Here is a 26,214-nt window from a genome sequence, read left to right as displayed (position 1 = left end):
GCGTGCAAGTATACTTGATTCGCATCAAAAGGTAAGCGGTGGCACGCATTCTGTGAGGCAGGCAACGGTTTGCCGCGCGATAAAAATGATCCATAAAAAAGGGGAACCTCACGGTTCCCCTTTTTCGCGAAATCTGATGGTCGATTAACGACGCAGACCCAGCTTGGCGATCAGAGCAGCGTAACGCTGAACGTCTTTACGCTTCAGGTAGTCCAGCAGCTTACGACGCTGGGAAACCATGCGCAGCAGACCGCGACGACCGTGGTGATCCTTGGAGTGCTCCTTGAAGTGACCTTGCAGATGGTTGATCTGGGCAGTCAGCAGGGCAACCTGCACTTCGGGGGAACCGGTGTCGTTGGCGCAACGAGCGTTGTCAGCAACGATGGAAGCTTTGATCTCAGCATTTAGAGACATGGTATTACTCCAGTAGAGTGTTTAAAGGTTCACAGCCAATCTCTAATTCAGCCGTGAAATGAGGGCGGTATCATAATCGCAGCCGCCCCTTTTCGCAACGACAAAGAGGAACGAGCTGCACGCGCCCTGGCCGGTGAGCCAGGGCGAGACCGCCAGAGGATCACTCCTCGTCGCGATCGTCGTGATAACGCACCAGCCGCTTGGGAGCGACTCGCCCTTCGTCGTCGATCTCACCGACGCCGATGAACTCGCGCTCAGGGCCCACCGTCATGCGTACCTGACCGCTTTGCGGCGCACCCGCCACCTGCACGGCCTGGCCCTGGTTCACATAGGCGGCCACGGCCGTCAACATGTTCACCTCGGGCAGGGACGCCACTGCGGTATCCATCGGCAGCAGCAGCGGATCCAGCTGCTCCCGCGGCGGAATGCTCTCGGCCTTGGCCTGCTCGAAGATACATTCGAGCTGCTCCAGGGTCAGCATCCTGTCGTAGGGATAGCTGGCCACCTGGGTACGACGCAGCTGGGTGACGTGAGCACCACAGCCCAGCACTTCGCCGAGATCGTCCACCAGGGAGCGGATGTAGGTGCCCTTGCTGCAGTGCACTTCGAGGCGCACTTCATCACCTTCAAAGCTCAGCAGTTTGAGCTCGAATACCGTGATGGGACGGGCTTCCCGCTCGATCTCTATGCCTTCACGGGCGTACTCGTAGAGCGGGCGACCGTTGTGCTTGAGGGCGGAGTACATGGACGGCACCTGCATGATGGGGCCGCGGAACTGGTCCAGCGCCTCGATCAGGGTACCCACGGCCACGTTCACCGGACGGGTGGAGACCACCTCGCCGTCGGAGTCGCTGGTGTTGGTGCGCTCGCCCAGCTTGGCGGTCACCTCATAGCGCTTGTCCGCCTCCAGCAGATACTGGGAGAACTTGGTGGCTTCGCCCAGGCAGATCGGCAACATGCCGGTTGCCAAGGGATCCAGGGCGCCGGTGTGGCCGGCCTTGGCCGCGTTGTAGATCCGCTTGACCTTCTGCAACACATCGTTGGAGGTCAGACCGGTCGGCTTGTCCAGCAGCAGGATACCGTGTACGTCACGGCCCTTGAAACGACGTCTTCGAGACATCTCAGGCTTTATCCTCAGTTGTATCATCCGGTGCGGCTTCGTCTTCTTCACGACCAGCTTCGGTCATGCGACGCTTGTCTTCACGCACAGTGTTGGTCACCAGGTTGGAGAGGCGCATCCCCTCGACCAGGGTCTGGTCGTAGTAGAAACGCAGCTCCGGCACCACCCGCAGACGCATGGCGCTGCCGAGCAGGCTGCGAATGTAACCGGCCGCCTCGGTCAGGCCCTTGAGCCCTTCCGCGATGCGCTCGGCGTCATTCTCCAGCTGCAAGAAGGTGACGTAAATCTTGGCATAGTTGAGGTCCTTGGACACTTCCACGTCGGAGACGGTCACCATACCGATGCGCGGGTCTTTCACCTCGCGCTGCAAGATCAGCGCGATTTCACGCTGGATCTGCTGCCCGACCCGACGGGTCCGGCTAAATTCTCTGGCCATATTCTATCCTGCGATAAAAGGGGGCCGCAGCCCCCTATTTGTTCTAACGCTCGGCTTACAGAGTCCGCTGAATTTCAATGGTCTCGTAAACTTCGATCTGGTCGCCTTCACGCACGTCGTTGTAGTTCTTGACCGCGATACCACACTCGTAACCGTTGCGGACTTCGTTGACGTCATCCTTGAAGCGACGCAGGGATTCCAGCTCGCCTTCATAGATAACCACGTTGTCACGCAGAACGCGAATACGGTTGGAACGCTTGACCACACCTTCGGTGACCATACAGCCGGCAACGGCGCCGAACTTCGGTGACTTGAAGACGCTACGGACTTCAGCCAGACCGATGATCTCCTGACGATACTCAGGGGCCAGCTTGCCGCTCATGGCCTGCTTCACTTCGTCGATCAGGTCATAGATGACGGAGTAGTAACGCAGATCCAGGCTCTCGGATTCGATGACCTTGCGCGCAGAAGCGTCGGCACGGACGTTGAAGCCCACCAGGATGGCGCTGGAAGCAGCTGCCAGGGTAGCGTCGGTTTCGGTGATACCACCGACCCCGGAACCCACGATCTTGACCTTGACTTCGTCGGTAGAGAGCTGCACCAGTGCATCGCAGATAGCTTGCACGGAACCCTGTACGTCGGCCTTGATCACCACGTTCACTTCGGACACTTCGCCCTCGGTCATGTTGGCGAACATGTTTTCCAGCTTGGCCTTCTGCTGGCGAGCCAGCTTGACGTCGCGGAACTTGCCCTGACGATAGAGCGCCACTTCACGGGCTTTCTTCTCGTCACGTACAACAGTGGCTTCGTCACCGGCAGACGGCACACCGGACAGACCCAGGATTTCCACCGGCAGGGACGGGCCCGCTTCCTTGATCTCGCGACCCAGTTCGTCACGCATGGCACGAATACGACCGTATTCCAGACCACACAGTACGATGTCGCCCTGGCGCAGAGTACCTTCTTGTACCAGTACGGTGGCGACCGGACCACGGCCCTTGTCCAGGAAGGACTCGATCACGACGCCGCTGGCCATGCCATCGACGACCGCTTTCAGTTCCAGCACTTCGGACTGGATCAGGATGGCTTCCAGCAGATCGTCGATGCCTTCGCCGGATTTGGCGGAGACGTGCACGAACTGGCTGTCACCACCCCAGTCTTCGGACATGACGTTGTAACGGGCCAGCTCGGTCTTGACGCGATCCGGATCCGCTTCAGGCTTGTCGATCTTGTTGACCGCAACCACGATGGGCACTTCTGCCGCCTTGGCGTGCTGGATGGCTTCGATGGTTTGCGGCATGACGCCATCATCGGCAGCGACGACCAGTACCACGATATCGGTCGACTTGGCACCACGGGCACGCATGGAGGTAAACGCGGCGTGACCCGGAGTATCCAGGAAGGTGATCATGCCACTGTCGGTTTCGACGTGGTAAGCACCGATGTGCTGGGTAATACCACCGGCTTCGCCAGCGGCAACCTTGGCCTTGCGGATGTAGTCCAGCAGCGAGGTCTTGCCGTGGTCGACGTGACCCATGATGGTCACGACAGGTGCGCGCGGCTTGGCTTCGGAGGTCTCGTCACGATCGGACAGTACCGCCTCTTCCAGTTCGTTCTCACGACGCAGCAATACCTTGTGACCCATCTCCTCGGCGACCAGCTGAGCAGTCTCCTGATCGATCACCTGGTTGATGGTAGCCATGGCGCCCATCTTCATCATCGCCTTGATGACTTCGACACCCTTGACGGCCATCTTGTTGGCCAGCTCGGCCACAGTGATGGTCTCGCCGATGACGACATCGCGGTTCACCACGGCAGCCGGCTTGTTGAAGCCGTGCTTCATGGCGTTGGGCATGGCGACCTTGCCGCGCTTGCCTTTGCGAGCACGGGGGTTGCGGGAGTCACGGTCGTCTTCGCGGCGAGTAGCCTTTTTCGGTGCCTTGACCGCTGCAGCAGCAGTGCGACGACTGGTCTCTTCCTTCCGGTCCAACTCGTCTTCTGCGGCTTGCGCATGCTTGTTGGTGGTCAGATGGTAATCACTGCTCTCTTTGGCGCGAGCAGCTTCTTCTTCAGCCCAGCGAGGGCCGTTCTGTTCCGCCATCAGACGAGCCTCTTCGGCTTTCTTGGCGGCGAGTTCTTCTGCTTTTTGCAAAGCGGTTTGTTCCTGTTGGCGCTTCAGTTCTTCTGCTTCGCGCTTGGCCATCTTTTCTGCCTCTTGCTGAGCTGTGCTAGCGGCTACTTTGGCGGGCTGTGGAGCCTGTCGAGCCTTTGATTGTGCCTCGATCCGCGCCTTTTCCTCAGCTTCACGACGAGCCTGCTCAGCCTCACGGCGAGCCTTCTCTTCAGCATCGAGACGAGCCTTGTTCTCGGCCTCGTGACGAGCTTTTTCTTCTGCTTCCAAACGCGCTTTTTCCTCGGCTTCCGCCTGACGCTGTTCATCTTCCAGCGCCGAGCGTTTTACATAGGTGCGAGTCTTGCGCACTTCAACCTGCACTTCCTTGTTCTTGCCGCCAGTACCTTGAACACTGATGGTGCTCTTGGTCTTGCGCTGCAATGTCATGCGGGCTGGTGCGGTGATCTCGTCACCTCCATGCTGTTTTTTCAAGTGAGCCAGCAGAGTCTGTTTCTCAGACTCGCTGACGAGGTCGTCGGCCTTGCTCTTGCTGATACCGGCATCGACAAACTGCTGGAGAAGACGATCAACCGGCGTGTCGATGTCAGTGGCAAGTTGTTTGACTGATACTTCTGCCATTCATTTTCCTCCGTTTGATCTTATTCAGACTGCTCTTCTCCGAACCAACAGATATTGCGAGCAGCCATAATCAGCTCACCGGCTTTCTCAGCGGTCAGCTCTTCAATGTCGGCAAGGTCGTCGATACCTTGCTCTGCCAAATCTTCCAGGGTGCCGACGCCGCGAGCGGCCAGGGCATACGCCATGTCACGGCCAAGGCCGTTGAGATTGAGCAGTTCTTCGGAAGGCTCTACGCCGTCGAAGGATTCTTCTTTGGCCAGGGCCTTGGTGGTCAGGACATCCTTGGCACGCTTGCGCAGCTCTTCCACCATGTCTTCGTCCAGACCGTCGATGGCCAGCAGCTCATTGACGGGTACGAAGGCGATCTCTTCCAGGGTGGAGAAACCTTCTTCCATCAGCAGACCGGCGAAATCGTCGTCGATGTCCAGCGCTGTGGTGAACAGAGTCAGGATGCGATCGTTCTCGGCCTGGTGCTTGGCACGCATGTCCTCGACGGTCATGACGTTCAGCTCCCAACCGGTCAGCTGGGAAGCCAGACGCACGTTCTGACCGTTGCGACCAATGGCCTGGGCCAGGTTGGCGGCTTCCACGGCGATGTCCATGGTGTGGTTGTCTTCATCAACGATGATGGAGGCCACATCGGCAGGCGCCATGGCATTGATCACGTATTGGGCCGGGTTGTCATCGTACAGCACGATGTCGGCACGCTCACCGCTCAGCTCGGCGGATACCGCCTGAACGCGAGCACCGCGCATGCCGATACAGGCACCGATCGGGTCGATACGACGATCGTTGGTCTTGACCGCAATCTTGGCGCGGGAACCCGGATCACGGGCAGCGCCCATGATTTCGATCATCTCTTCGCCGATTTCCGGCACTTCGATGCGGAACAGCTCTTTCAGGAAGTCCGGGCTGGAGCGGCTGACGAACAGCTGGGAACCACGGGCTTCCGGACGGACTGCATAGAGCAGACCACGGATGCGGTCACCGGGACGGAAGGTCTCACGGGGCAGCATGTCGTCGCGGAAGATCACGGCCTCGGCATTGCTGCCCAGATCCAGGATGACGTTGTCGCGGTTGCTCTTCTTGACCACGCCGCTGATGATGGTGCCTTCCTTGTCCTTGAACTGGTCAACGACTTGGGAACGCTCGGCCTCGCGCACTTTCTGCACGATGACCTGCTTGGCGGTCTGAGTGGTGATGCGGTCGAAGGTGACAGAGTCAATCTGGTCTTCAACATAGTCGCCGATCTGGATATCCGGCTGCTCGATCTGAGCGGCTTCGAGAGTGATTTCCCCGTACGGGTTCTCCATGGAAGCCTGATCGGCCACCACGACCCAACGGCGATAGGTGTCGTAGTCACCGGTCTTGCGATCGATCTCGACCCGAACTTCAATCTCGCCTTCGTATTTTTTCTTGGTCGCAGTCGCCAGCGCAGTCTCCAGAGCCTGGAAAATCTTCTCGCGGGGGACAGCCTTCTCGTTGGACACAGCGTCAACGACCAGCAAAATCTCTTTATTCATATCCGATAGCCTCGTTAACCAAAGTTCGGCACTATGTTCGCTTTTTGGATATTGGTGAAAGCCAACACCTCGTCCTTACCATCTACTGTCAGGGTGATCATGTCCCCCTGCACAGCTTTGATTACGCCTTTGAACTTGCGGCGGTTGTTTGTTGCCATCCGAAGCGAAACCGCCGCCTCTTGGCCAACGTATTTTTCGAACTGGGCAACCTTGAACAGCGGACGATCCAGGCCCGGGGAGGAAACCTCGAGGTAATACTCCTCGGTGATGGGATCTTCAACGTCCATGATGGCGCCAACCTGGCGGCTCACCTCGGCACAGTCTTCCACCGTCACACCTTGCTCTGAGTCGATGAAGACGCGCAAGGTCGAGTGCTTACCCGCACGGATAAACTCGACACCCCAAAGTTCAAAACCCAAGGCAACGACCGGAGCCTCGAGCAGATCGGTCAAACGTTGTTCCAACGTAGCCAAAGTCACCCTCCGAAAAACAAAAAAAGGGCATATAGCCCAGATAGAGATCGATTCAGAGTAAATCGCACATAACAAAAAGCCCCGATGTCAAATCGGGGCTTGGCGCTTTACCCTGATTGTCGCCTCGCAGCGACCGCCTTCCTGAGCGTAGGAAATGCGTGAAATTTGGTTGCGGGGGCCGGATTTGAACCGACGACCTTCGGGTTATGAGCCCGACGAGCTACCATGCTGCTCCACCCCGCGTCCGAAATCGTGCGAGATTATAGCCACTTCATTCTCATCACACAAGACTGACTGGCTATAACTTCCCGGTTACCCGGGTTCACTGCTTAATTGGTGCCGTGGGCGGGACTCGAACCCGCACACCCTAGAGCACTACCCCCTCAAGATAGCGTGTCTACCAATTCCACCACCACGGCAAAAACTCTTTACTCGGGAACGTCAGCGTCTTTCTTAACTGGCGCTTTGGTCTGCTCAACTTGCTGAGTCTGTTGCAGATTTTCCCATTCGCTACCCTGTTTTACCTTGTTGCTTGACATTGAGCCGAGCACCAGGCTGATCAAAAAGAACAGAGTGGCCAAAATTGCAGTTGTGCGGGTCAGGAAACTGCCTGAACCACCGGAGCCGAATACAGTATTCGATGCCCCTGCGCCGAAGGAGGCGCCCATATCAGCCCCTTTACCTTGCTGAATCATCACCAGACCGATCAGAGCCAGTGACACCAGCAGATAAACGACTAAAAGAATCTCGTACATTTAACTTGCACCCTTTGCCGCTTCAACAATTCCTAAAAACGCATCGCTGTCGAGGCTTGCTCCACCTATCAGTCCGCCATCAATGTCGGGCTGGGCAAACAAATCTCTCGCGTTGGTCGGCGTCACGCTCCCACCATAGATGATTCTGACTTTCTCACCTATTACCGGAGTATCCTCCGCCAAGCGACCACGTATAAAGGAATGAACCTCTTGTGCCTGCTCGGGTGTGGCGCATTTACCTGTACCTACAGCCCAAATCGGCTCGTAGGCGATGATAGCATTATCGAAAGCCATCGCGCCATTTTTCTCTATGACGATATCCAGCTCTTCGGCGATCACTTCAAAGGTTCTTCTCGCCTGCCTCGCCGCACCTGACTCCCCCAGACAAAGGATGGGAATCAAACCTGCCGCTCTGACTGCCGCAAACTTCTCTGCGACGATAAAGCTGGTCTCACCAAAGAGACGCCTGCGCTCGGAGTGACCGACCAGTACGTATCGGCACCCTGCCTCGACCAGCATCTCACACGAGACTTCACCCGTATAAGCGCCCTGTCTGTGCTGGCTCACATTCTGAGCCCCCAACCTTATCACCTTCTGCTCATCGAGCAGTCGTGCGGTAAAGTCGAGATGCACATGGGAAGGACAGAGAACAACATCTACATCATCACCAACACCCTTCAGGCATTGACTCGTAAACTGCTCTAACTGCGACCTACTACCGTGTAACTTCCAGTTGGCGGCTACAAACGGCTTGCGATGTCCCATCGGCAACTCCCTTGCGAAAGCGGGGCTGATAATATCCAGAGGATGATCAGCTGACAAGTGCTATTTTCAAATTTTCGAATCGTTTGAACAAGATACAACCAGAGCGATTAAAACATCGCCCTGGTTGCTCATTAAAACGCCGATTCGACCTGTTGGGCGATGCGTTGTGCCATGTCACGCACCTGTTGCTCATGCTCCCCTTCCACCATGACCCGGATCAAGGGCTCGGTGCCGGATTTGCGCAGCAGGACACGGCCACGGCCGCCCAGTTCCTGTTCCACCTTGGCCACTTCCTGCTGCACGGCTTCGGCCGCCAGCGGATCCTTGCCCTCGGCAAAACGCACGTTCACCAGTACCTGGGGGAACTTGCTCATGCCGGAGCGCAGCTTGGCCAGCGGCATCTCCGCAGAGCACACCGCCGTCAGCACCTGCAGGGCGGCGACTATGCCATCCCCTGTGGTGGTCTGGTCCAGGCAGATGATGTGACCGGAGTTCTCGCCACCGATGCGCCAGCCCTTCTCGTTCATCATCTCGAGCACGTAGCGGTCACCCACCTTGGCACGGGCAAATGGAATACCGAGCGTCTGCAGCGCCAGCTCCAGACCCATGTTGGCCATTAGAGTACCTACCACACCGCCCTTGAGGCGGCCGTTGCGCAGAGCATCGCGGGCGATGATGTAGAGGATCTCGTCGCCGTCGATGATGTAGCCAGTGCTGTCTACCATCACCAGGCGATCGCCGTCACCGTCGAAGGCAACACCGAGATCGGCCTTGCACTCCAGCACCTTGGCGGCCAGCGCCTCCGGTGCGGTGGAGCCCACCCCATCGTTGATGTTGAGGCCATCCGGGCTGCAACCTATGGCAATCACCTCGGCGCCCAGCTCGCGGAACACCGAGGGGGCAATGTGATAGGTGGCTCCATGGCCACAATCCACCACCATCTTCACTCCTTCCAGGCTCAGATGGGTGGGGAAGGTGCTCTTGCAGAACTCGATGTAACGGCCGGCGGCATCGTCGATGCGCTGCGCCTTGCCAAGTTCGGCGGACTCCACGCACTTGAGCTCGTTATCCAGCTCGGCCTCGATGGCCAGCTCCACTTCATCGGGCAGCTTGGTGCCATCGGCGGAGAAGAACTTGATGCCGTTGTCGTAATAAGGGTTGTGGGAGGCGCTGATGACGATGCCAGCCTCGGCACGGAAGGTGCGAGTCAGGTAGGCCACCGCCGGCGTCGGCATGGGACCCATCAGTATGGCCTTGAGGCCCGCTGCGGAGAGGCCCGCTTCCAGGGCGGATTCAAGCATATAGCCAGAGATGCGAGTATCTTTGCCGATCAGCACCTTCTTGGTGCCCTTCTTGGAGAGCACCTTGCCGGCGGCCCAACCCAGCTTCATCACGAAATCCGGGGTGATCGGAAATTCGCCAACCTTGCCGCGGACACCATCGGTGCCAAAATACTTTCTGGTCATTGTCTGTTCTCGTTTTTTTATTTGGATATGAAATCTTGTCCCGTCATTACCATCCAGCCAACGCGCAGAGCATCCATGGTGGCTCGCACGTCGTGCACCCGGATGATCCTGGCGCCATGTTGCAACCCGATCAGAGCGCAGGCCAGGCTGCCGGCCAGCCGCTCATCAACGGGGCGGCCAAGCAGATTGCCTATCATAGACTTTCGCGACATCCCCACCAAGAGCGGCAGACCGTAATCCAACAACTTCTGCTGTTCGGCCAGCAACTGATAGTTGTGTGCCACCGTCTTGCCAAAACCATAACCCGGATCCAGCAGCAGGTGCCGACGCGGGATCCCTGCATCCAGGCAAGCGACTATCCGTTCGTCGAAGAAGGCCCTCACTTCCCCCAGCAAGTCGTCGTAATGAGGTTCGGCCTGCATGGTTCTCGGCTGGCCTTGCATGTGCATCAGACACACGGGCACGTCAGCCCCTGCCGCTGCAGCCAGGGCACCGGGCTCGAGCAGGGACCGCACGTCATTGATGAGGTGAGCGCCTGCCGAGCAGCCCGCCCTCATCACGGCAGCCTTGGAGGTATCGAGGGAGATCATCACATCGAGTTCCTGCACCATCCGCTCGACCACAGGGATAACCCTGTCCAGCTCCTCCTGCTCGCTCACGTCGGGTGCGCCCGGGCGGGTCGACTCGCCACCGATGTCGATGAGGGTGGCTCCCTCCTCCACCATCTGACGAGCATGAGCCAGCGCCAGTTCAAGTGGTTTGAAGCGGCCGCCATCGGAGAAGGAGTCCGGAGTCACGTTGAGGATCCCCATGACGTGGGGACGCTCCAGGGAGAGGCTGCGCCCCTTGCTGATTAGTTGCATCTTTACATCTACCTGTTACAAGAAAATCTGGGTATCCGCATAAAGAAAAACCCCGGGCAAGCCCGGGGTTTGGATCATGAAAGCTTATTTGGCCGGGACATCGTTCGCCTTGTCGATGTCATTCAGCGGTGCACTGCTGTCATCGGACGGCGCCTTGACCTCGGGCTCGCGGCTCACACTGGCGCCACCTTGCGGGGTATCACCGTGCTCATCATGCCAGTTGCTGGGAGCACGAACCTCACGACGTGCCATCAGATCGTCGATCTGCTTAGCATCTATGGTCTCGTACTTCATCAAGGCATCCTTCATGGTGTGCAGTACATCCATGTTGTCCTGCAGGATCTGCTTGGCACGAGCATAGTTGCGATCGATGACCTGCTTGACCTCGGCATCGATGACACGCGCGGTGTCGTCGGACATGTGCTTGGCCTTGGCCATGCTGCGACCGAGGAACACTTCACCATCTTCTTCTGCATAGAGCATGGGGCCGAGGCGCTCGGACATCCCCCACTGAGTGACCATCTTGCGCGCGATGTCGGTAGCACGCTCGATGTCATTGGAGGCACCGGTCGATACCTTCTCGGTACCGTAGATCAGCTCTTCCGCCAGACGACCGCCGTACAGGCTGGAGATCATCGACTCCAGATGCTGCTTGGAGTGGCTCCAGCGATCCTGCTCCGGCAGATACATGGTCACACCCAGCGCACGACCGCGCGGGATGATGGAGACCTTGTAGACGGGATCATGATCCGGCACGACACGACCAATGATGGCGTGACCGGCTTCATGATAAGCCGTCATCTCCTTCTCGGACTCTTTCATCACCATGGAGCGGCGTTCCGCGCCCATCATGATCTTGTCCTTGGCCTTCTCGAATTCCAGCATGGAGACCACGCGGCGGCTCTCACGGGCGGAGAACAGGGCAGCCTCGTTGACCAGGTTGGCGAGATCGGCACCAGAGAAACCGGGTGTACCGCGGGCAATCAGCGCCGGATTGACGTCATCCGCCAACGGCACCTTGCGCATGTGCACCTTCAGGATCTGCTCACGGCCGCGGACATCCGGCAGACCGACCACGACCTGACGGTCGAAACGACCCGGGCGCAGCAGAGCGGGGTCCAGCACGTCTGGACGGTTGGTCGCGGCGATGACGATGACGCCTTCATTGCCTTCGAAACCATCCATCTCGACCAGCATCTGGTTCAGGGTCTGCTCACGCTCATCGTGGCCACCACCCAGACCGGCGCCACGCTGGCGACCGACCGCATCGATTTCATCGATGAAGATGATGCAGGGGGAGGATTTCTTGGCCTGCTCGAACATGTCGCGCACCCGGGAGGCGCCGACACCCACGAACATCTCGACGAAATCGGAACCGGAGATGGTGAAGAAGGGCACCTTGGCCTCACCCGCGATGGCCTTGGCCAGCAGGGTCTTACCGGTACCAGGCGGGCCTACCAGCAACACGCCGGTGGGGATCTTGCCGCCCAGTTTCTGGAACTTGGTCGGATCGCGCAGATAGTCGACCAGCTCTTTGACCTCTTCCTTTGCCTCGTCACAACCCGCCACGTCGACGAAGGTGGTCTTGATCTGATCTTCACTCATCAGGCGAGCCTTGCTCTTGCCGAACGACATGGCACCCTTGCCACCGCCGCCCTGCATCTGACGCATGAAGAAGACCCAGACACCGATCAGCAACAGCATCGGGAACCAGGAGATAAAGATTGACGTGATCAGAGACGGCTCTTCCGGCTTCTCACCCATCACCTTCACGTTATGGTTGAGCATGTCGTTAAGCAGTTGGGGATCCGGCGCAGGGATGATGGTGGTGAAACGTTCACCGGTACGTTTGACGCCATTAATGACCTTGCCATCCATCCGCACTTCACGGATCTGCTCTTGGGTCACTTCTTTCACGAAGCTGGAATAGTCCAGCTGGCGACTGGTGGTATCGCTGGGGCTGAAGCTATTGAACACCGACATCAGCACGACGGCGATGACCAGCCACAGGATTAGGTTTTTCGCCATGTCACTCAAATCAATGACCTCGCAGACTGACAGTTAACGATGAGGGTTAGGGTACTACAGTTTAAAACCGGTAGCCACAATGTAGACTTCTCGTGAACGGGCACGGGAGGAGTCTGGTTTACGAATCTTGACGACAGAGAAAAGTCTACGAATTTCATTGAGATAGGCGTCGAAGCCCTCCCCCTGAAATACCTTGACCACGAAACTGCCATTACTGCGCAGGACCTGATTGCACATGTCCAGCGCCAGCTCGATCAGATACATGGAGCGAGCCTGATCCACCTGCTGGGTCCCGCTCATGTTAGGCGCCATGTCAGACATGACCACATCAACCTTGTCCGGGCCAACCCGGGCCAGCAAGGCGGCAAGCACAGTTTCCTCCCGAAAGTCCCCTTGCAGGAAATCGACACCGGCAATGGAATCCATCGGCAGAATATCGCAAGCAATCACCCGTCCCTTGTCGCCCACTTGATCGATAGCGAACTGGGACCAGCCACCAGGGGCGGCTCCCAGATCCACCACCGTCATGCCCGGCTTGAGCAGTTTGTCCTTGCCCTGGATCTCGTCGATCTTGAACACGGCGCGGGAACGCAGTCCCAACTTCTGGGCTTTTTTGACGTAATGATCGTCAAAATGTTCTTTTAACCAGCGGGTTGAACTGGGGGAATGTTTTTTCTGGGTCATGATTGTCGACTTTAAAAAACCACAAGGGTTATTAGTATTAAGGGCTAAGTGGGGGTAGAATACGCCCCTTTCAACCCTGACTTATGAAGAAATTGCCATGATTCTCAACAATAAACAGAAACAATACCTCAAGGGCCTCGCCCACAGCCTGAAGCCGGTCGTCCTGCTGGGACAACACGGCCTGACCGAAGGTGTGCTGGCCGAGATCGATCTGGCGCTGAACCACCACGAGCTGATCAAGGTTAAGGTGTCGTCTGAAGATCGTGAGATGAAACAGCTGGTAATGGATGCCATCGTTCGTGAAACCGGCGCCATCAAGGTACAGAGCATGGGCCATGTACTGACCATCTATCGTCAGGCCACAGAACCCAAGATCCAGTTGCCCCGCAAGTAACAGGAAAGAGCGTTCGCTCTTTCCTTCATTTCTCTTCTTCCCAAGTCGCTTGCCAAAATAGTCGTCAGGCCCTTAACCTGCGATGAATACTTGCGGACATCCACTATGGACAAGCATCAGATTCTCACCGACGAGGAGCTGGCCATGCTGCAGGACTTGGGAGACGCCGAGGACATGGCCGCCGGCCAGTTCCTGCGAGGCAACCTGAGTCTTCCCCTACAGAGCCTGTTGCAACGGGCCAGCCCCTTGACGATCGAGGCCCGCATCGCCGGCCATCAACTGCGTTTTCCGCTGCATTGTACCCTGGCGGCGGAAGGCCACACCGAACTGCGCATCGCCGCCCCTACCATCACGGAGCTGGGCTCCCCTCACCTGCGTGCCTGGCGACTCGATGAGAAGGCCGTCCTGCACACCGGCGATGCCGAGTATGAGGTGCATAGCCTCTCCCTCGGCGGTCTCATCGTGGCCGGTTTGCCACCGACCCTGGCCAAGGGCGATCGGCTGCACGGTACCCTCGGCATAGAAGGATTGCCTCCCCTGGCACTGAGCGGCACCCTGATAAGGCACGTCCACTCCCACCAGCAGCGCCACGACTGGGCCTTGAAATTCCAGCTGGACAAGGGAGACCAGGAGCAACTGCGGGATTGGCTCTTCCAGCGTCATCAGGACGCCTTCGTCCAGGCCTATCAGGGGGACTAAATGCAACAGGGGAGCCGGGCTCCCCTGTTTCTTCATCGCCCCTCATCGTCAGAGGTAGGCGACTTCCAAAATTTCGTACTCAACATCGCCAGCCGGTGTCTTGACGATGGCCACATCGTCCACTTCCTTGCCGATCAGGGCACGGGCAATGGGCGAGTTCACGGAGATCATGTTCTGCTTGATGTCCGCCTCGTCGTCGCCCACGATGCGGTACACCACTTCCTCTTCCGTTTCGCTTTTCAGCAGGGTCACGGTCGCACCGAAGATGACGCGGCCATTGTTGGCAATCTTGGTGATATCGATCACCTGAGCATTGGAGAGCTTGCTCTCAATCTCCTGAATGCGGCCTTCACAGAAACCTTGCTGCTCGCGAGCGGCATGGTATTCGGCGTTTTCTTTCAGATCACCATGTTCACGGGCATCAGCAATCGCTTCGATAATCTGGGGACGCAGCTCGCTCTTCAGATAGTCGAGCTCTTGACGCAGCTTTTCAGCGCCGCGAACAGTCATCGGAGTATGATTCATAGTCGAAACCTGGGTTGCTTTATAAAGAGAAGCTGCGGCAATCAAAGAGAGCCGCAGCTATCGGTTCGGATGAGGCATCTTAATATGAAGCCGCCACAAAATCCATGTCAGCCCCTGCGAACGGGATCGCGCTTCCTGGCGAAAGCTACTTGGGATCCGCCACCCCTATAGGGGCAGATACCGTCGGTTTGCCCTGCATGATGGCGATCTCCACCCGCCGGTTCATGCGCCGGTTCTCCGGGCTGTTGTTCGGCACCAGTGGCTGGGAATCCGCCATCCCCTGCACCACCAGACGGCTGCCGTCAAAGCCGGGCACCTTGATCATCTGGTGGGCCACCGCCACCGCACGCTGGGATGAGAGCTCCCAGTTGGACTGGAACAGCTCGTCTTCGGTGGCAACGTCATCGGTATGACCGGAGACGGTGATCTCCCCCGGCACATCCTTGAGCAAGGTCGCGACTTTACGGATCACCGGCCAGAACTGGGGCTGCAGGAAGGCGGATCCCGCCGGGAACGCAGCCTTCTCGCGGATGCGAATGATGATCTGCTGACCCAGCGCCTCTATCTCGATGGCACCGTCCTGGATCTGTGCCTGCATCTGCTCGGCCAGCGCCTTGGCCAGTTCGTTGGACTGCTCCTGCGCCTTCTGGGCCTGCTGGGCGGTGTCGCCACCGCTCTGCTGCCCCTCGGTCTTGTCATGGCCTCCCGCCTGATCCGCATCCCCGGGCTGAAAATCCAGCTCGGTCTGGGTCATATCTATGGTCTGCTGCATGATGGTGTCGATGGGCGTCGGTTCGGGCCGGCCGGGGCGAAACTCCTGGGCGATGACAGAGGTACCCTTGGGGATGTCCTTCACCTCCAGAATGTTCTGCACCCCGAACGCCTTCTCCATGGAGCCGGCGATCTGCTTGAACTTCTGCACATCCATCTCGGCGAAGGAGAGCAGCAGCACGAAGAAGCACATCAACAGGGACATGAGATCGGCGAAGGTACCCATGTAACCGGGCAGGCCGGGCGGCGGACACTTGCACTTTGCCATGGGGCCTCCTATTCGAGCCCGTTGTTGCGTTTGGACTGATTCAGGTAGTTCTGCAGCATGGCCTGGATCACGCGAGGGTTCTGGCCGTCCTGGATCCCCATGATGGCGTCGAGGATCAGAGTGCGGCTCAACTGCTCCTCGCCGCTGCGCAGCTCCAGCTTGTCGGCGATGGGGATGGCGATCATGTTGGCTTCAATCGCCCCGTACAGCGTGGTCAGCAAGGCCACCGCCATAGCCGGGCCGATGGATTTGGGGTCGCTCATGTTCGCCAGCATGGCCACCAGCCCCACTAGCGTACCTATCATCCCCATCGCGGGGCCGAGATCGCCAAGGGAGCGAAACACCTTGATGGCGATGACATGGCGCTCCGAGGTCAGTTCGATGTCTTTCTCCATCACGGCGCGCACCACATCGGCGTCATGGCCGTCCACCAGCATGTCGATGCCCTTCTTCATGAAGGGATTGGGGATCTCCGCCGCCTCAAGCGCCAGAAAGCCTCCCTTGCGGGCCGAGTCCGCCAGCTCGACCGCCTTGGCAATCAGATCGTCGAGCTTGTCGCCCTTGTACATGAACGCCTTGCCGGCCACCTTGAACGCCATCAGAAACTGGCTGAGGTTGAACTTCATCATGCAGATGAACAGAGAACCCAATATGGTGATATAGACCGAAGGCATATCCACATACATGCTCATGGGGCCACCCAGCAGCATGCCGTACACCACGACCCCGAACCCCAGCACTATGCCTATCAGACTGCCTAAATCCACATCCCTACTCCTGTCGCCGAACTTGCCATCTATTTATATTGCGTTGAATTTTCTGCTATTGCGCCCCTGGCAGCAAGCCCGGCACACCTCAATAACCCATCGGCAGTACATGGATGCCAGCGCCTTTCTATCGGCCGGGGTCAGGATAGTTTGAGGACGGCACACTTTTCTGCCTCCCCCCTGTGCCCGGTCGATGTTAAGATGAGCCGTTTTTTTCAATCCCCGAGGATGGACATGGCCAGTAAAAAAATCGACCGTCTGAGTTTTGATGCCACCCTGGAAGAGCTGGAAACCATAGTGCATCAACTGGAACAGGGGTCGCTCCCCCTCGAGGAGGCACTCAAACAATTCGAACAGGGCATCCATCTGGTGCGGGCCGGCCAGCAGAAGCTGGAGCAGGCCGAGCAGAAGATCCAGATCCTCCTGACCCAGGCCGATGGCAGCGAACAGTCGATCCCCTTTCGATCAGAGCAAGGAGAGGAGTGAGTGACCCTGGACGATTTCTCCCGCCTGCACCGGCGCCGCATCGACGACTGTCTCTCGGCACAGCTTGAGGCCCTGCCCGCCATGGCACCACGCCTGCGGGATGCAATGAAATACGGCCTGCTGCTCGGCGGCAAGCGGGTGCGCCCCTTCCTGGTCTACGCCGTTGGCGAGATGCTGGGGGTGCCAAGCGAACAGCTCGACGGCCCTGCCGCCGCGGTGGAGTGCATCCACGCCTACTCCCTGCTGCACGACGACCTGCCTGCCATGGACAACGACGATCTACGTCGCGGCCAGCCGACAGTGCACAAGGCGTTCGATGAAGGCACAGCCATCCTGGCCGGCGATGCTCTGCAGACCCTGGCATTCTCCATACTGGCGGATCATCCCCTCCCCGACGAGCTGCTGGCCAACCGGGTACGGATGCTGAGTACCCTGGCCCGCGCCTCCGGCTATCTCGGCATGTGTGGCGGCCAGGCGCTGGATCTGGAGGCCGAAGGCCGCCGGATCAGCCTCGCCGAGCTGGAGCAGGTGCATCGCCACAAGACGGGAGCACTCATCGAGTGCGCCGTCACCTTGGGAGCCCTGTGCAAGGCCGACGTGGCGCCTGCCACCCTGGCCGCGCTGCGAACCTATGCCGCCGCCATCGGGCTTGCCTTCCAGGTGCAGGATGACATCCTCGACATCACGGGCGACACCGCCACCCTCGGCAAGCCGCAAGGTTCGGATCTGGTGCAGGAAAAGAGCACCTATCCGGCCCTGCTCGGTCTCGACCCTGCCCGTGAGCTGGCTCGCGAACTGCATGACAAGGCCTTAACAGCCCTGCAATCCTTGCCCTACAATACCGACATTCTGGAAGCGTTTGCCGATTACATCATCGAGCGAACCCACTAAACGCTGGATAACAGTAACAATATGAGCGTTGATATTAGCGATTTCCCCAACCTGGCCCTCGCGGATACGCCGGTCGAGTTGCGATCCCTGCCCAAAGAGCGGCTGCCCATTCTGTGCGAAGAGCTGCGCGAGTATCTGCTGCGCTCGGTGAGCCGCTCCAGCGGCCACTTCGCCTCCGGCCTCGGCACCGTCGAGCTGACGGTTGCCTTGCACTACGTCTACAACACCCCCTTCGATCGACTGGTGTGGGATGTGGGCCATCAGGCCTATCCCCACAAGATCCTGACCGGCCGGCGCGAGCGCATTCACACCATTCGCCAGAAAGATGGCCTGCACCCCTTCCCCTGGCGGGAAGAGAGCGAGTATGACGTGCTCAGCGTGGGCCACTCCAGCACCTCCATAGGTGCCGCCCTCGGCATGGCAGTCGCCGCCGAGAGCGAGGGGCTGGGCCGCAAGGTGGTGGCAGTCATCGGTGATGGCGCCATCACGGCAGGCATGGCCTTCGAGGCCCTCAACCACGCCGGCGACGTTCACAAGGACATGCTGGTGGTGCTCAATGACAACGAGATGTCCATCTCCGAGAATGTCGGGGCGCTCAACAACCACCTGGCCAGACTGATGTCCGGCAAGCTCTACACCACCATCCGCGAAGGTGGCAAGAAGGTGCTGGCGGGGCTGCCGCCGGTCAAGGAGCTGGCCAAACGGGCCGAGGAACACCTCAAGGGCATGGTGGTGCCCGGCACCCTGTTCGAGGAGTTCGGCTTCAACTACATAGGCCCCATCGACGGCCACGACATCCACGCTCTGGTCGAGACCCTGCGCAACATGCGCAACCTCAAGGGGCCGCAGCTGCTGCACGTCAAGACCAAGAAGGGCAAGGGCTACGAGCCTGCCGAGAAAGATCCCATCGGTTATCACGCCGTCCCCAAGTTCAATCCGGACGAGTGCGCCCTGCCCAAGAGCGCCGGTGGCAAACCAACCTTCTCCGCCATCTTCGGCCAGTGGCTGTGCGACATGGCGGCCAAGGATGAGCGGCTGGTCGGCATCACCCCCGCCATGCGCGAGGGCTCCGGCCTGGTCAAGTTCAGCCAGCAGTATCCGGATCGCTACTTCGACGTAGCCATCGCCGAACAGCATGCGGTCACCTTCGCCGCTGGCCTTGCCATCGCCGACAAGAAACCCGTGGTCGCCATCTATTCGAGCTTCCTGCAACGGGCCTATGACCAGCTGATCCACGATGTGGCGCTGCAGAACCTGCCGGTGCTGTTCGCCATCGACAGGGCCGGCCTGGTAGGCGCCGACGGCCCCACCCATCAGGGGGCGTTCGACATCAGCTTCCTGCGCACAGTCCCGAACATGGTGGTGATGACGCCGTCCGACGAGAACGAGTGCCGCCAGATGCTCTTCACCGGCTATCAGTGCAACCAGCCCGCTGCGGTGCGCTATCCCCGTGGCAGCGGCTGCGGCAGCGAGATCATGAGCGAGATGCAGGCACTGGAACTCGGCAAGGGCCGGATTGTTCGCCAGGGTAAAGGCACCGCCATACTGGCGTTCGGTACCCTGCTGCATCAGGCCAGGGCCGCCGCCGAGGCGCTGGACGCCACCCTGGTGGACATGCGCTTCGTCAAGCCCATGGACGAGGCACTGGTGCTTGAACTTGCCGCCTCCCACGATCAGTTTGTCACTCTCGAGGACAACGCCATCATGGGCGGGGCCGGTTCTGCGGTGAACGAGCTGCTGATGCGTGCCAAGCAGTGCAAACCTGTGCTGAATCTCGGTTTGCCGGATCGCTTCGTGGAGCAAGGTACCCAGGAGGAGATCTATGCCCAGCTGGGGCTGGATGCCGTTGGCATTCAGGCCAGCATAGAGGCCTGGCTGTTGACCTGAACAGGCTCGTTGACGAGCAAATAAAGAAGGGCGCCTGATGGCGCCCTTTTTGTTATCCATTATTTCAAACCTGTGCACACACTGTAGCGAGAAGGGCGTCAGCAAGGTGACAAGCTGCTCAGGAACCGGAACGTATAGACATACGTGAGCACTCTTTGGTTCCACATAAGCGAGCAGCACATGAGCCTTGATCACGCCCTCGCAGTAAGTGTGAGGACAGGTTTTTATCAGCCCTTGTAGATCTTGGGGTTGAATACATCCCGCAGCCAGTCACCCAGCAGGTTGATGACCAGCACCAGCACCACCAGGCAGATGCCCGGGAAGGCGGTGATCCACCAGGAGCCAGAGAAGATGTAGTTGAAACCCACACTGATGAGCGAGCCGAGCGACGGTTGATCCACCGGCATGCCCAACCCCAGGAAGGAGAGTGCTGCCTCGCTCATGATGGCGTTCGCCACCTGCACCGTGGAGATGACCAGGATGGGCGACAGGCAGTTCGGCAGTATGTGGCGGAACATGATGCGCGGGGCACGGAACCCCATCACCTGGGCTGCTTCCACGTACTCCTTCTTCTTCTCCGCCAGCACCGAGGCGCGCACCGTACGGGCATACTGGGGCCATTCGGCGATGCCGATGATCACCACCAGCATGACGATGGCGAACTCGGAATAGAGATCCGAGCCAAAGGTCGCCTGGAAGATGGCGGAGATGATGATGGCCACCATCATGGTGGAGAACGACAGCTGCACGTCGGCAAAGCGCATCAGCAGGTTGTCGATGCGACCACCGAAGTAACCGGCGATGAGACCGATGACGATGCCGAGCACCAGCTGCAGACCGACGGCGAACAGACCTATGGTCAGCGAGATGCGGGCGCCATAGAGGATGGTGCTCCAGATGTCCCGTCCCTGGTTGTCGGTGCCGAGCCAGAAGCGCGCCTCGCCCCCTTCCAGCCAGGAGGGAGGCAACTCGGCGTCCATCAGATCGAAGCTGGTCTGGTCATAGACGTTGTGCGGCGCCAGCCAGGGCGCCAGCAGCGCCGCCAGTACGAACACCACGAACACGGCAAAGCTGAACATGGCTACCTTGTCCCGCAGGAAGTAGTAGACGATGTCAGAGTTCTTGAATCGCGCCCAACGGCTTGGGCTTGCAGTTACAGCGTTAGTCATCTGTTACCCCTTGGCGGTCAGGTTGACGGTCGGGTTGATGAACCCGTAGAGCAGGTCGACCAGGGTATTGGTCACCACGAAGATAAGGCCCACGAAGATGACGTAAGCGGTGATCAGCGGGGTATCGACCCTGTGGATCGCCTCGAGGAACAGGAAACCCGTCCCCGGCCACTGGAACACGCTCTCAGTCAGTATGGTGTAGGCCACCATGGTGCCGATCTGCACGCCGCCGACAGTGATGACCGGCAGCATGGTGTTCTTCAGGGCGTGCTGGTAGTAGACCTTGTTGTTATCCAGCCCCTTGGCACGGGCGAACTTCACGTACTCGGAGGAGAGCTGCTCCAGCATCTCGGAGCGTACCAGCCGGATGAACAGCGGCAGCATGATGGAGGAGAGGGACACCGCAGGCAGGATCAGGTGCTTGATGCCATCCCAGGTGAAGAAGCCCGACTCCCAGCCCAGCAGGTTGTAGGTCTCGCCGCGGCCATAGGCCGGCAGCCAGCCGAGCTGGATGGAGAAGAGGTACATCAGCATGATGGCGGTCAGGAAGACCGGGATCGAGATGCCGATGCTGCTCACCGCCATGATGAGCTTGGTCAGGAAACTGCGCGGTCTTATCGCCGAATAAACCCCCAGCGGAATGGAGACCACGACGATGATGAGCGCAGCGGCAAACACCAGCTCAAGGGTAGCCACCAGCTTGTCGAGGATCACCTCGAGGGCCGGTCGCTTGAAGAAATAGGAGGTGCCCAGATCCCCTTGCACCGCGTTCTGCAGGAAGCGGCTGTATTTCACCAAAAAGGGATCGTTGAGGCCCATTTTGTCGCGCAGCTCCTGGCGCACGGACTCGGAGACGGATTGTCCCACCAGCTCGCGCAGCGGATCCCCCAGGTTGTCCTGGATGGAGAAGGCGACCAGGCTGATGACGAACATCACTATCACGGCCTGATAGAACCGTTTCAGCAGGAATGTAAACATGCTTGTCCTTCTACGTGGCCTGTGTCTTGGCACAGGCTTCTGTTAATGGCGGAGCACCCATGGGCGCCCCGCCAGGTCCTTCCTTAGCGCTTCACTTACTTGTTGACCACCAGGTCACCCAGGTAAGGGAAGTTCATCACGTTGACCACAGGCTTGATGTCGACGTTCTTCTTGGCACCGTAGGCCAGGTCTTCCCAGTGCAAGGGCACGTAGGCAGCGTCGTCGATCAGCATGGCTTCCACCTTCTGCAGGATGGCGGCACGCTTGGCCGGATCGGTTTCGGTGTTCGCTTCCATCACCATCTTGTCAGCTTCTGCGTTGGCATAACCGCCGCAGTTGTACTGACCCATGCCGGTCTTGGCATCCTTGGTGAAGGTCAGGAATTCGAAGAAGTTCGCACTGTCTTCGGTGTCGGAGTGCCAGCCGATCAACTGCATGTCGGAGGCGCACTTGTCAAACTCGGGCCAGTACTGGGCCACCGGCATGGTCTTAAGATCCACCTTGATGTTGATCTTGGACAGCATGGCGGAGACAGCCTGGGCGATCTTGACGTCGTTGACGTAGCGGGCAGCCGGGGAGATGAAGGTCATCTTGAAGCCCTTCTCGTAACCGGCTTCCTTCATCAGCTCCTTGGCCTTGGCCAGATCATACTGGGGCTTGAGCGCCTCGTTGTAACCGGCATAGCCTTTCGGGCTCAGCTGGCCAGCGGGGGTACCGAAGCCCTTGTTGATCTTGTCGACGATGCCCACCTGGTTGATGGCGTAGTTGATCGCCTGACGCACGCGCTTGTCTTTGAGCGCCGGGTTGGTGTTCTGGTTCAGCTCGATGATGATGGCGCGGGTACCGGACAGGGTCACCAGCTGGGAATCCTTGCCGTTCTTCACGCGCTCCAGATCGTTCGGGGCAACCGGGTAGATCATGTCCACGTCACCACCCAGCAGGGCGGCTACGCGGGTCGCGTCTTCCTTGATCGGCACCACGGTCAGGTTCTGGACGTTGCCCTTGGAGGCCTTGTCCCAGTAGTTGGCGTTGCGGGCATATTCCAGCTTCACACCCTGCTCGCGGAACTTGACGCTGAACGGACCGGTACCGGAAACGTGGGTAGAGGCATAGGAGTCGCCGTTCTTGACGATGGCGGCCTTGTCCTTGCCGGCTTCATCCTTGCCGCTGTAGAACTTGGAGTCCATCGGGAAGATGTAGGTGACGGTCTGCAGCACCAGCGGGAACGGCTTGGCGGTGACGAGATCCACGGTGAAGTCATCCACCTTCTTGGCTTCGGCGATGGGGTCGAAAATAGCCTTGAAGTCCGGGGAGGCCTTCAGACGGTTGACTGTCCATACCACGTCATCGGCGGTGAAGTCGTTGCCGGAGTGGAACTTGACACCCTTGCGCAGGTGGAAGCGGACGGTCTTGTCGTCGATGCGCTCATACTTCTCGGCCAGACGCGGCTCGAATTGCAGATCCTGGGTGTAACGCATCAGGGGATCGAACACCAGGTGAGACATCTCCAGGGTCTGACCGGAGAGCTGCTCCTGCGGGTCCAGCGAGGTGGCGTCGGAGGCGACGGCAACCTTGATGTCGGCGGCAGAAACGTTGAACGCGAGACCAGCGGCGAACAGCGCCATGGCGATCTTGGATAATCCTTTCTTCATGTCTTTCTCCATGCTTTTGGCTTTTTATTGACAGACAAACCGGCGAGCCGGTGCTTTCCTAGCTTGCGATTTCCAGCCCCTCGCGGGACATTCCCTTAAATTCCGGCATGAGGGAGATCAGCTTGCGGCTGTACTCATGCCCGGCATTGGTAAACAGTTTTTCGGTCTCCGCCACCTCCACCAGGTGGCCGTGCTGCATCACGCCGATGCGGTCGCACATCTGGCGGATGACCGGCAGATCGTGGCTGATGAACAGCATGGTCAGCCCAAGCTCCTGCTGCAAGTCTTTGAGCAAGTTGAGGATCTGGGCCTGCACCGAGACATCCAGCGCCGAGGTGGGCTCGTCGCAGATAAGGAAGCGCGGCCGGGTCGCCAGGGCACGGGCAATGGAGATGCGCTGGCGCTGACCACCGGAAAACTCGTGGGGATACTTGACCCCGGCCCCGCGGCCGAGGCCGACGTGATCCAGCAGATCGCTCACTATGCCCTCGATCTGGCTCTCGCTGCTCGCCAGTTTGTGGAAGCGGATCGGCTCGGCGATGATGTCACGCACCTTCATGCGCGGGTTCATCGAGGAGTAAGGGTTCTGGAACACCATCTGCATCTGGCGGCGCAGCGGGCGGCGCTCATGCTCCCCTTTCAAGGCAGTGAGGTCGATCCCCTCGAAGAAGATCTTGCCGGTATCGGGCGGATAGAGGCCGGTGATGGCACGCGCTATGGTGGATTTGCCGGAGCCCGACTCCCCCACCAGGCCGAAGGTCTCCCCTTCGAAGATCTCGAAGCTGATGTTGTTGCAGGCGCGCACATACTGACGGCGGCTCGGGAAGATGGAATCCTTGGTGACGAACTTCAGATCCACGTTCTCCACCCGCAGCAGGGCACCTTCATAGCTGCGCTCGTCCTGACTCTGGCCGAGCCAGTGGGTCTTGAGATCGATACTGAGATCCGGCGCACCGGCATCCTCGATGTAGGAGACCAGCGGGAAGCGCACCAGCTTTACATCCGAGCGGGGCACCGCCGAGATGAGGCTGCGGGTATAGGGGTGGCTGGGGCGACCCAGCACCTGTTCGGTGGTGCCGAACTCCACCAGATCCCCGCGGTACATGACGGCCACCTTGTCGGTGACGTTGGAGACCACGCCCATGTCGTGGGTCACCAGCATGCAGCCTACCTGACGCTCTTTGCAGAGGTTGCGGATGAGCTGGAGGATCTGATCCTGAATGGAGACATCCAGCGCCGTGGTCGGCTCATCGGCGATGATGAGTTCGGGATCCCCAGACAGCGCGATGGCGATGACCACCCGCTGGCGCATGCCACCGGAGAACTGGTGCGGGTACTGCTTGATGCGCACTTCCGGTTGCGGTATCCCGACCGCCCCCATCAGCTCGAGGGCCTTGGCAAAGGCCGCCTCGCGATTGAGATCGGTATTGGCCAGTATGGTCTCCACCAACTGCTGCTCAACGGTGAACAGCGGATTGAGGGAGGTCATGGGATCCTGGAAGATGAAGCCGATACGGGAGCCACGAATGGCCCGCATCTCGTTCTGGCTCTTGCCGGAGATGAGCTCACCGTTGAGGTAGATATCGCCACGGGCGATGCGACCGGGCGGACTCAACAGATCGATGACGGCATTGCCTATGGTGGACTTGCCGGCACCTGATTCGCCGACTACGCCGACGATCTCGCCTTTTTCCACGGAAAAAGAGAGATCCTTGACCGCGGCCAGCACCCCATAGCGGGAGGGGTACTCGATCCGCAAGTTTTTCACTTCGAGCAAGGACATGGTTACCTCTGCGGGGGACATCCGTCCCAAATAATTCGTCCGTAAATCAGCCGCAGATGCTGGTTGTGCCTTGGTACTTATGTTGAGAGCTTCTCTTGTGCAGTAAACGCTCAATCCATGAGGCAGCCAAACCAGCGATCCGGGCGGGTTTTTTGCATTTTTTTGGAATAACCCGCGAGTAAGTTAGTCGGTTTGCCCGCGGGTGTAAATGATCCAGTTATACAATTTCGCAATACTTTGCGCAGATAACGCACTCGCCATTGGCGCAAAATGTCGATAAATATCACATTAACAGAGATTGTGATGGCAACGCGAGGGATTAGCTTATTTAAATTTCAACAAAGATGTAACAAGCAATCGAATCCACTATTCAATGCAGACTACGCGGCTTCGAATGAGTAGTGAATATTTATGTGAAATGATTTTTTAACGGCAGCATATCTGGATGAAGGAAAACTAAGCAGAGATAAATAGGGTCAACTCAGAATGATCTGCCAGAGCCCAATGCGCCATCACCGGACAAGGCGGAGGGATTGCATACAAAAAGGCGCAGTCCCATCAAGGAACTGCGCCTGAAGCTTAATTGTATGAAAAGAGTGGGCAGACAGACGATGAAACTGCGCGGCAGCGAGGGCCAGGCCCGCCATGACGGCCGTGATCGCCGA

The 26,214-nt window shown here is 58.7% G+C and carries 24 protein-coding genes and 2 tRNA genes; 5 read left to right on the top strand and 21 right to left on the bottom strand.

All coding sequences use genetic code 11. The features are described 5' to 3' along the window. Nucleotides 1-144: 144 nt before the first annotated feature. The 14 genes from rpsO to rlmE form a co-directional block, all read right to left on the bottom strand. Complete coding sequence (gene rpsO, locus PG898_RS12165) at nucleotides 145-414, bottom strand: 30S ribosomal protein S15 (protein WP_005326646.1); 270 nt, start codon at nucleotides 412-414, stop codon at nucleotides 145-147. A 160-nt stretch (nucleotides 415-574) separates the two neighbouring features. Then, entirely contained in the window at nucleotides 575-1,534 is a 960-nt protein-coding gene (truB, locus tag PG898_RS12160; protein WP_042648796.1) for a tRNA pseudouridine(55) synthase TruB, read from the bottom strand. A 1-nt stretch (nucleotide 1,535) separates the two neighbouring features. Beyond that, the gene (gene rbfA / locus PG898_RS12155) at nucleotides 1,536-1,970 is read right to left on the bottom strand and encodes a 30S ribosome-binding factor RbfA (protein ID WP_005326642.1); all 435 of its coding nucleotides are present in this window, start codon (nucleotides 1,968-1,970) and stop codon (nucleotides 1,536-1,538) included. 55 nt (nucleotides 1,971-2,025) lie between these two features. Next, the gene (gene infB, locus PG898_RS12150) at nucleotides 2,026-4,722 is read right to left on the bottom strand and encodes a translation initiation factor IF-2 (RefSeq protein WP_005326640.1); all 2,697 of its coding nucleotides are present in this window, start codon (nucleotides 4,720-4,722) and stop codon (nucleotides 2,026-2,028) included. Between the two features lie 20 nt (nucleotides 4,723-4,742). Continuing rightward, entirely contained in the window at nucleotides 4,743-6,245 is a 1,503-nt protein-coding gene (nusA, locus tag PG898_RS12145) for a transcription termination factor NusA (protein WP_042648795.1), read from the bottom strand. 14 nt (nucleotides 6,246-6,259) lie between these two features. Next, a complete protein-coding gene (gene rimP, locus PG898_RS12140; RefSeq protein ID WP_025326064.1) occupies nucleotides 6,260-6,718 on the bottom strand; it encodes a ribosome maturation factor RimP in 459 nt (152 codons plus the stop codon). Nucleotides 6,719-6,884: 166 nt separating this feature from the next. Then, nucleotides 6,885-6,961, bottom strand: a tRNA-Met gene (locus PG898_RS12135). 91 nt (nucleotides 6,962-7,052) lie between these two features. Then, nucleotides 7,053-7,137 (bottom strand) — tRNA-Leu (locus PG898_RS12130). Between the two features lie 9 nt (nucleotides 7,138-7,146). Then, a complete protein-coding gene (gene secG, locus PG898_RS12125; RefSeq protein ID WP_042648794.1) occupies nucleotides 7,147-7,473 on the bottom strand; it encodes a preprotein translocase subunit SecG in 327 nt (108 codons plus the stop codon). Further along, nucleotides 7,474-8,238, bottom strand: coding sequence for a triose-phosphate isomerase (gene tpiA, locus PG898_RS12120; protein ID WP_042648793.1), 765 nt, complete (start codon nucleotides 8,236-8,238; stop codon nucleotides 7,474-7,476). A gap of 131 nt (nucleotides 8,239-8,369) precedes the next feature. Further along, nucleotides 8,370-9,704 (bottom strand): phosphoglucosamine mutase, encoded by a 1,335-nt coding sequence (glmM, locus tag PG898_RS12115; protein WP_042648792.1) that lies wholly within the window; start codon nucleotides 9,702-9,704, stop codon nucleotides 8,370-8,372. A gap of 17 nt (nucleotides 9,705-9,721) precedes the next feature. Next, complete coding sequence (gene folP, locus PG898_RS12110; RefSeq protein WP_042648791.1) at nucleotides 9,722-10,567, bottom strand: dihydropteroate synthase; 846 nt, start codon at nucleotides 10,565-10,567, stop codon at nucleotides 9,722-9,724. Between the two features lie 84 nt (nucleotides 10,568-10,651). Further along, the gene (gene ftsH, locus PG898_RS12105; protein WP_041205193.1) at nucleotides 10,652-12,604 is read right to left on the bottom strand and encodes an ATP-dependent zinc metalloprotease FtsH; all 1,953 of its coding nucleotides are present in this window, start codon (nucleotides 12,602-12,604) and stop codon (nucleotides 10,652-10,654) included. A gap of 45 nt (nucleotides 12,605-12,649) precedes the next feature. Next, complete coding sequence (gene rlmE, locus PG898_RS12100; protein ID WP_005326622.1) at nucleotides 12,650-13,279, bottom strand: 23S rRNA (uridine(2552)-2'-O)-methyltransferase RlmE; 630 nt, start codon at nucleotides 13,277-13,279, stop codon at nucleotides 12,650-12,652. Between the two features lie 97 nt (nucleotides 13,280-13,376). Between rlmE and yhbY the strand changes: the two genes are divergently transcribed. Together yhbY and PG898_RS12090 are read left to right on the top strand one after the other, a co-directional pair. Continuing rightward, complete coding sequence (yhbY, locus tag PG898_RS12095; RefSeq protein WP_005326620.1) at nucleotides 13,377-13,673, top strand: ribosome assembly RNA-binding protein YhbY; 297 nt, start codon at nucleotides 13,377-13,379, stop codon at nucleotides 13,671-13,673. A 105-nt stretch (nucleotides 13,674-13,778) separates the two neighbouring features. Beyond that, the gene (locus PG898_RS12090) at nucleotides 13,779-14,372 is read left to right on the top strand and encodes a PilZ domain-containing protein (RefSeq protein WP_171273386.1); all 594 of its coding nucleotides are present in this window, start codon (nucleotides 13,779-13,781) and stop codon (nucleotides 14,370-14,372) included. 48 nt (nucleotides 14,373-14,420) lie between these two features. Here the strand turns inward: PG898_RS12090 and greA are convergent, their stop codons facing one another. The 3 genes from greA to pomA all read right to left on the bottom strand — a co-directional run bounded on the left by greA (nucleotide 14,421) and on the right by pomA (nucleotide 16,703). Then, nucleotides 14,421-14,897 (bottom strand): transcription elongation factor GreA, encoded by a 477-nt coding sequence (greA, locus tag PG898_RS12085; RefSeq protein ID WP_041205192.1) that lies wholly within the window; start codon nucleotides 14,895-14,897, stop codon nucleotides 14,421-14,423. A 145-nt stretch (nucleotides 14,898-15,042) separates the two neighbouring features. Then, on the bottom strand, nucleotides 15,043-15,936 hold the full coding sequence (locus tag PG898_RS12080) for a flagellar motor protein MotB (RefSeq protein WP_042648788.1): 894 nt from the start codon (nucleotides 15,934-15,936) through the stop codon (nucleotides 15,043-15,045). A gap of 8 nt (nucleotides 15,937-15,944) precedes the next feature. After that, entirely contained in the window at nucleotides 15,945-16,703 is a 759-nt protein-coding gene (pomA, locus tag PG898_RS12075; protein WP_005326615.1) for a flagellar motor protein PomA, read from the bottom strand. 234 nt (nucleotides 16,704-16,937) lie between these two features. On the opposite strand from pomA, the gene xseB reads away from it, so the two are divergent. The 3 genes from xseB to dxs are packed head-to-tail and all read left to right on the top strand — an operon-like array spanning nucleotide 16,938 to nucleotide 19,967. Beyond that, nucleotides 16,938-17,189, top strand: a complete 252-nt coding sequence (gene xseB / locus PG898_RS12070; RefSeq protein WP_042648787.1) for an exodeoxyribonuclease VII small subunit — start codon at nucleotides 16,938-16,940, stop codon at nucleotides 17,187-17,189. Further along, nucleotides 17,190-18,080 carry a (2E,6E)-farnesyl diphosphate synthase gene (gene ispA / locus PG898_RS12065; protein ID WP_042648786.1) on the top strand — a complete coding sequence of 297 codons (891 nt, stop codon included), beginning with the start codon at nucleotides 17,190-17,192 and terminating at the stop codon, nucleotides 18,078-18,080. It begins immediately after the preceding gene. A gap of 21 nt (nucleotides 18,081-18,101) precedes the next feature. Beyond that, nucleotides 18,102-19,967, top strand: a complete 1,866-nt coding sequence (gene dxs, locus PG898_RS12060; protein ID WP_270824259.1) for a 1-deoxy-D-xylulose-5-phosphate synthase — start codon at nucleotides 18,102-18,104, stop codon at nucleotides 19,965-19,967. 227 nt (nucleotides 19,968-20,194) lie between these two features. Here dxs and PG898_RS12055 read toward each other — a convergent pair whose 3' ends face one another. The 4 genes from PG898_RS12055 to PG898_RS12040 all read right to left on the bottom strand — a co-directional run bounded on the left by PG898_RS12055 (nucleotide 20,195) and on the right by PG898_RS12040 (nucleotide 25,549). Then, the gene (locus tag PG898_RS12055) at nucleotides 20,195-21,136 is read right to left on the bottom strand and encodes an ABC transporter permease (protein WP_041205190.1); all 942 of its coding nucleotides are present in this window, start codon (nucleotides 21,134-21,136) and stop codon (nucleotides 20,195-20,197) included. Nucleotides 21,137-21,139: 3 nt separating this feature from the next. After that, complete coding sequence (locus PG898_RS12050) at nucleotides 21,140-22,114, bottom strand: ABC transporter permease (protein ID WP_005326609.1); 975 nt, start codon at nucleotides 22,112-22,114, stop codon at nucleotides 21,140-21,142. Between the two features lie 95 nt (nucleotides 22,115-22,209). Further along, nucleotides 22,210-23,766: an ABC transporter substrate-binding protein gene (locus PG898_RS12045; RefSeq protein WP_106887629.1), complete on the bottom strand. Its 1,557-nt coding sequence runs from the start codon at nucleotides 23,764-23,766 to the stop codon at nucleotides 22,210-22,212. Nucleotides 23,767-23,824: 58 nt separating this feature from the next. Next, nucleotides 23,825-25,549 (bottom strand): dipeptide ABC transporter ATP-binding protein, encoded by a 1,725-nt coding sequence (locus tag PG898_RS12040; RefSeq protein ID WP_041205187.1) that lies wholly within the window; start codon nucleotides 25,547-25,549, stop codon nucleotides 23,825-23,827. Nucleotides 25,550-26,214 lie beyond the last annotated feature (665 nt).

The sequence above is a fragment of the Aeromonas sp. QDB31 genome, assembly GCF_027707605.1.
Lineage (GTDB): Bacteria > Pseudomonadota > Gammaproteobacteria > Enterobacterales > Aeromonadaceae > Aeromonas > Aeromonas media.
Note: the sequence above shows the minus strand (reverse complement) of the source record. Positions and strands in the feature narration are given on the sequence as shown.

Coding starts and splice junctions, on each gene's coding strand:
- rpsO (WP_005326646.1), bottom strand. CDS start 414: ATGTCTCTAAATGCTGAGATCAAAGCTTCCATCGTTGCTGACAACGCT.
- truB (WP_042648796.1), bottom strand. CDS start 1,534: ATGTCTCGAAGACGTCGTTTCAAGGGCCGTGACGTACACGGTATCCTG.
- rbfA (WP_005326642.1), bottom strand. CDS start 1,970: ATGGCCAGAGAATTTAGCCGGACCCGTCGGGTCGGGCAGCAGATCCAG.
- infB (WP_005326640.1), bottom strand. CDS start 4,722: ATGGCAGAAGTATCAGTCAAACAACTTGCCACTGACATCGACACGCCG.
- nusA (WP_042648795.1), bottom strand. CDS start 6,245: ATGAATAAAGAGATTTTGCTGGTCGTTGACGCTGTGTCCAACGAGAAG.
- secG (WP_042648794.1), bottom strand. CDS start 7,473: ATGTACGAGATTCTTTTAGTCGTTTATCTGCTGGTGTCACTGGCTCTG.
- tpiA (WP_042648793.1), bottom strand. CDS start 8,238: ATGGGACATCGCAAGCCGTTTGTAGCCGCCAACTGGAAGTTACACGGT.
- glmM (WP_042648792.1), bottom strand. CDS start 9,704: ATGACCAGAAAGTATTTTGGCACCGATGGTGTCCGCGGCAAGGTTGGC.
- folP (WP_042648791.1), bottom strand. CDS start 10,567: ATGCAACTAATCAGCAAGGGGCGCAGCCTCTCCCTGGAGCGTCCCCAC.
- rlmE (WP_005326622.1), bottom strand. CDS start 13,279: ATGACCCAGAAAAAACATTCCCCCAGTTCAACCCGCTGGTTAAAAGAA.
- yhbY (WP_005326620.1), top strand. CDS start 13,377: ATGATTCTCAACAATAAACAGAAACAATACCTCAAGGGCCTCGCCCAC.
- PG898_RS12090 (WP_171273386.1), top strand. CDS start 13,779: ATGGACAAGCATCAGATTCTCACCGACGAGGAGCTGGCCATGCTGCAG.
- greA (WP_041205192.1), bottom strand. CDS start 14,897: ATGAATCATACTCCGATGACTGTTCGCGGCGCTGAAAAGCTGCGTCAA.
- PG898_RS12080 (WP_042648788.1), bottom strand. CDS start 15,936: ATGGCAAAGTGCAAGTGTCCGCCGCCCGGCCTGCCCGGTTACATGGGT.
- xseB (WP_042648787.1), top strand. CDS start 16,938: ATGGCCAGTAAAAAAATCGACCGTCTGAGTTTTGATGCCACCCTGGAA.
- dxs (WP_270824259.1), top strand. CDS start 18,102: ATGAGCGTTGATATTAGCGATTTCCCCAACCTGGCCCTCGCGGATACG.
- PG898_RS12055 (WP_041205190.1), bottom strand. CDS start 21,136: ATGACTAACGCTGTAACTGCAAGCCCAAGCCGTTGGGCGCGATTCAAG.
- PG898_RS12050 (WP_005326609.1), bottom strand. CDS start 22,114: ATGTTTACATTCCTGCTGAAACGGTTCTATCAGGCCGTGATAGTGATG.
- PG898_RS12045 (WP_106887629.1), bottom strand. CDS start 23,766: ATGAAGAAAGGATTATCCAAGATCGCCATGGCGCTGTTCGCCGCTGGT.
- PG898_RS12040 (WP_041205187.1), bottom strand. CDS start 25,549: ATGTCCTTGCTCGAAGTGAAAAACTTGCGGATCGAGTACCCCTCCCGC.